The organism is Albidovulum sp. (assembly GCF_049646345.1).
GTDB lineage: Bacteria > Pseudomonadota > Alphaproteobacteria > Rhodobacterales > Rhodobacteraceae > Albidovulum.
Map to the genome: position 1 here is coordinate 1 of NZ_JBARVQ010000003.1, position 4,703 is coordinate 4,703.

The following is a 4,703-nucleotide window of genomic DNA, read 5'->3' on the forward strand; positions in this document are numbered from 1 at the left end:
GATGAACCCGCCTTGAGGCTGGCCGTTCGGACAGATGTGACGCAAGGGTTGCGTCACATCGCCGGGTAGCCCGATTTTTCTTCGAAAAATCGTCGAATTTTCGCAGAAAATTCGTGCCGACTGTCAGGAATGGATCGGGCCGTCGCCACAGGCAAGTGCTGCTTCGCGGACCGCTTCCGAGAAAGTTGGATGAGCGTGGCAGGTCAATGCGATATCCTCGGCCGAAGCACCGAATTCCATGCCGACGCAGATTTCGTGGATCAACTCGCCTGCAGCGGGGCCAATGATATGGGCGCCGAGCACGCGGTCGGTTTCGGCATCCGCCAGCAGCTTGACGAAACCGTCGCCCTGAAACACCGCCTTGGCGCGGCCATTGCCCATGAAGGCGAACTTGCCCACCTTGTAGGCGCGGCCCTCTTCCTTCAGCTGTTCTTCGGTCTTGCCGACGGTCGCCACCTCCGGCGCAGTGTAGATCACCCCGGGAATGACGCCGTAGTTCACATGGCCATGCTTGCCCGCGATGACCTCTGCCACCGCCATGCCCTCATCCTCGGCCTTGTGGGCGAGCATCGGGCCAGTGATCGCGTCGCCGATGGCGTAGACACCTTTGACATTCGTCTGCCAGTGGGTGTCGGTCCTGACCTGACCGCGCTGTTCCATCTCTACCCCAAGCGCCTCCAGCCCGAGGCCGTCGGTATAGGGCTTGCGGCCCGTGGCGACCAGAACGCAGTCGGCGTCAAGCGTCGCTTCGCTGTCATCTTTGCGCAGCTTGTAGGTGACCTTGGCCTTGCCATTCTTGACCGTCGTGCCCTGAACCGCGGCGCCCATGATGAAGGTAAGTCCCTGTCTTTTCAGAAGTCTCTGGAAGGTCTTCTGGACCTCGCCATCCATGCCGGGGGTGATCGCGTCGAGGAATTCGACGACGGTCACCTTTGATCCCAGACGGGCATAGACGGAGCCGAGTTCGAGCCCGATCACGCCTGCGCCGATCACCACCATTTCCTTCGGGATCTTGCCCAGTTCCAGTGCGCCGGTGGAGGTGACGACGGTCTTTTCGTCGACGGTGACACCGGGCAACGAGGAGGGCTCAGACCCCGTGGCGATGACGATATTCCTGGCCTCATGCACCTCGTCGCCGACCTTGACCTTGCCTGGCTCCGGCACCGACCCCCAGCCTTTCAGCCAGCTTATCTTGTTCTTCTTGAACAGAAATTCGATGCCCTTGGTGTTCTGGCCGATAACTTCGTCCTTGTAGGACAGCATCTGTTTCCAGTCGACCGAGGGGGCCTTGCCCTTGAGGCCCATCTTGGCGAAGTTGTGTTCTGCGTCGTGCAGGCAATGGCTGGCATGGAGGAGCGCCTTCGACGGGATGCAACCAACATTGAGGCAGGTGCCGCCAAGCGTTTCGCGGCCCTCCACGACGGCGGTTTTCAGCCCGAGCTGGGCGCAGCGGATGGCGCAGACATAGCCGCCGGGGCCGGCGCCGATCACGATCACGTCGAACTCAGCCATGGGTCACTCCTTTGGTTTTTTCGTGTCGGCCATGCGTCGGCAAAACGTATGGCAAACGTATGGCATCTTGTCGGGCGTTGCACGGGGGGCTGTCTGCCCCCCGACGCGGCCATTCGGCCGCTCCCCCCGAGAGTATTTCTGAACAGAAGAAGGAAGGAGGGCGCCATGGCTTCGAAGTCGAGGCTTCATATCGCGGTGTTTCTGGCGCCCGCCGTCCTTGTCTATACGGCCGTGATGATCTGGCCCCTGTTCAATACGCTGAGGCTCGCGCTTTACACTTCTGGCGACGGGGCGCGCGTCTTTTCAGGGCTCACGAATTTCGCGACGCTTTTCGGCGATCCGCGCTGGTCGGCTTCGTTCTGGAACGCGCTTGGCAACAATTTCTGGTTCTTCATCGTGCATATGCTGGTCCAGAACCCGATTGGCGTGGCGCTGGCAGCGATCCTGTCGCATCCGCGTCTGCGTTTTGCCGCCCTTTACCGCTCGGCCATCTTCATCCCGACAATCCTGTCCTTTGTGATCGTCGGCTTTGCCTGGAAACTGATCCTGTCGCCCATCTGGGGCATCGCGCCCGGAATGCTGGATGCGGTCGGCCTGAAATCGCTTTTCGCACCATGGCTCGGACGAGAGGAATACGCCCTGACCACACTCGCGCTGATCTCGGTCTGGCAATTCGTCGGCATCCCGATGATGCTGATCTATGCCGCCCTGCTGTCGATCCCCGAAGAGGTGCTGGAGGCGGGCGAGATCGACGGCATCACCGGTGCGGCGGCCTTCTGGAAGATCAAGCTGCCGCTGATCCTGCCCTCAATCGGCATCATCTCGATCCTGACTTTCGTCGGCAATTTCAACGCGTTCGACCTGATCTATGCCGCACAGGGCGCGCTGGCCGGGCCGGATTATTCGACCGATATCCTCGGCACGTTCCTCTACCGCACCTTCTTCGGCTTCCAGTTGCAGCTTGGCGACCCGCATATGGGATCGGCCATCGCCACCGCGATGTTCGCGATCATCCTGGCCGGTGTTTGTATCTATCTTTTCGCCATCCAGACGCGCATGCGTCGGTACCAGTTCTGAGGTGGGATGATGAACAAGGCCCGTCAGAACCCGCTGAATTCCTTCGCCGCCCATGCGGCGCTGATCACCTGGACCGTGATCGCGCTTTTCCCGGTCGTGGTGATCCTGATCAATTCGTTCAAGACCCGGAAAGCGATCTTCCGCGAGCCATTGGCACTGCCCTCATCCGACAGTTTCTCGACCATCGGCTATGAGACGGTGATGAAGCAGGGGGATTTTTTCCTCTACTTCCAGAACTCCTTCATCGTCACCGTCGCATCCCTGTTCTTCATCCTTCTCTTCGGGGCCATGGCGGCCTTTGCGCTTGCGGAGTACCGGTTCAGGGGCAGTACGCTCATGGGGCTTTACCTCGCGCTCGGCATCATGATCCCGATCCGTATCGGTACCGTGGCGATCCTTGAACTGATGGTGCAGGCAGGCCTCGTGAACACGCTCTGGGCGCTGATCCTCGTCTATACGGCGCAAGGGCTGCCGCTTGCGGTCTTTATCCTTTCGGAGTTCATGCGGCAGGTCTCGGATGATCTGAAAAACGCGGGCCGTATCGACGGGATGAGCGAATATGCGATCTTCTTCAAGCTGGTGCTGCCGCTTGTGCGCCCGGCCATGGCGACGGTCGCCGTTTTCAACATGATCCCGATCTGGAACGACCTCTGGTTCCCGCTGATCCTGGCGCCCGGGGAAGAGACAAAGACGCTGACGCTCGGCTCGCAGGTCTTCATCGGCCAGTTCGTGACCGACTGGAACGCGGTCCTCTCGGCGCTGAGCCTCGCGATCCTGCCGGTGTTGGTGCTCTATGTCATCTTCTCGCGCCAACTCATTCGCGGCATCACCTCGGGGGCGGTGAAATGAGGGTTCTGATTGCAGGTCTCGGCAATATGGGGCTGTCCCATGCGCTGGCCCTTCATCACCACCCGAGTGCCGAGATCGTGGGCCTCGTGAACCGTTCGGGCCGTTGCGATCACCCCGACCTTGCCCCCTACCCCGTTTATGACGACTTCGCACGGGCGCTTGCTACCACCACGCCCGACCTCGCCGTCATCGCGACTTATTCCGATACTCATGCGGATTACGCAGTGGCGGCGATGGAGGCGGGGGCCCATGTCTTCGTCGAAAAGCCGCTGGCGACGACTGTTGCCGATGCGCGCCGGGTGGTCGACTGCGCGACAGCCACGGGGCGCAAGCTGGTCGTGGGCTACATCCTGCGCCATCACCCGTCCTGGCAGCGACTGGTTGCCGAGGCACGCAGCCATGGCGGGCCTTATGTCTTCCGACTAAACCTGAACCAGCAATCAACCGGCCCGACATGGGAGGTTCACAAGGCGCTCATGCAGACGACGCCCCCCATCGTCGATTGTGGTGTCCATTATGTCGACGTGATGTGCCAGATCACCGATGCGAAACCGGTCCGCGTCCACGGCATGGGCCTGCGCCTGTCGGCTGAGATCGCCGAAGACATGTACAATTACGGCCAGTTTCAAGTCATCTTCGCCGACGGCTCTGTCGGCTGGTACGAGGCCGGATGGGGCCCGATGATGTCCGAGGTCGCCTATTTCGTGAAGGATGTGATCAGCCCGGGTGGCGCTGTCTCAATCCTTTCTGGCATGCATCCCGACAGCGACAGCGTCGAAGGCCATACCAAGGTCGGCGCCTTGCGCATCCACCGCACGGGGCAACCCGACACCGATATCGACTTCCCCGAGGAACCGGACCATCAGGCGCTTTGCGATGCCGAACAGGCCTGGATGCTCCGCGCCATTGCCGAGGATATCGACCTGACCCGCCATATGGAGGACGCCGTCGCCTCCCTCGCCATTTGCCTTGCCGCGGATGAAAGCATCCGCACCGGCAAGGCTATCGAACTTTAGGACGTTAAGATGACCGCACTCAAGCTTGAGAACATTCACAAATCATTCGGTCAGGTGCATGTCCTGAAAGACATTGATCTTGAAGTGAGCGAAGGGGAATTCATCGTCTTTGTCGGCCCCTCAGGCTGCGGCAAATCCACGTTGCTGCGGGTCATTGCAGGGTTGGAGGACGCCACCTCGGGTACGATCAGCATCGGTGGCCGCGATGTCACTACCACGCCACCCGCCAAGCGCGGCATCGCCATGGTG

At 60.7% G+C, this 4,703-nt stretch carries 5 protein-coding genes; 4 read left to right on the forward strand and 1 reads right to left on the reverse strand.

Annotated elements, in window-relative coordinates; genetic code table 11:
- Nucleotides 1-123: 123 nt before the first annotated feature.
- On the reverse strand, nucleotides 124-1,512 hold the full coding sequence (lpdA, locus tag WBB85_RS00070; protein WP_432636581.1) for a dihydrolipoyl dehydrogenase: 1,389 nt from the start codon (nucleotides 1,510-1,512) through the stop codon (nucleotides 124-126).
- Between the two features lie 165 nt (nucleotides 1,513-1,677).
- Here lpdA and WBB85_RS00075 point away from each other — a divergent pair, with 165 nt between their 5' ends.
- The 4 genes from WBB85_RS00075 to WBB85_RS00090 form a co-directional block, all read left to right on the forward strand.
- Nucleotides 1,678-2,589, forward strand: a complete 912-nt coding sequence (locus WBB85_RS00075) for a carbohydrate ABC transporter permease (protein ID WP_432636582.1) — start codon at nucleotides 1,678-1,680, stop codon at nucleotides 2,587-2,589.
- 9 nt (nucleotides 2,590-2,598) lie between these two features.
- Nucleotides 2,599-3,438, forward strand: a complete 840-nt coding sequence (locus WBB85_RS00080; RefSeq protein WP_432636585.1) for a carbohydrate ABC transporter permease — start codon at nucleotides 2,599-2,601, stop codon at nucleotides 3,436-3,438.
- Complete coding sequence (locus WBB85_RS00085) at nucleotides 3,435-4,454, forward strand: Gfo/Idh/MocA family protein (protein WP_432636583.1); 1,020 nt, start codon at nucleotides 3,435-3,437, stop codon at nucleotides 4,452-4,454. Before WBB85_RS00080 ends, WBB85_RS00085 begins: the two co-directional genes overlap by 4 nt.
- A gap of 9 nt (nucleotides 4,455-4,463) precedes the next feature.
- A partial coding sequence (locus tag WBB85_RS00090; protein ID WP_432636584.1) for an ATP-binding cassette domain-containing protein occupies nucleotides 4,464-4,703 on the forward strand: 240 nt, incomplete at its 3' end.

What these genes read in the sequence shown, in the direction of transcription:
- WBB85_RS00075 (WP_432636582.1), top strand. Translation starts at nt 1,678, where the DNA reads ATGGCTTCGAAGTCGAGGCTTCATATCGCGGTGTTTCTGGCGCCCGCC.
- WBB85_RS00080 (WP_432636585.1), top strand. Translation starts at nt 2,599, where the DNA reads ATGAACAAGGCCCGTCAGAACCCGCTGAATTCCTTCGCCGCCCATGCG.
- lpdA (WP_432636581.1), bottom strand. Translation starts at nt 1,512, where the DNA reads ATGGCTGAGTTCGACGTGATCGTGATCGGCGCCGGCCCCGGCGGCTAT.
- WBB85_RS00085 (WP_432636583.1), top strand. Translation starts at nt 3,435, where the DNA reads ATGAGGGTTCTGATTGCAGGTCTCGGCAATATGGGGCTGTCCCATGCG.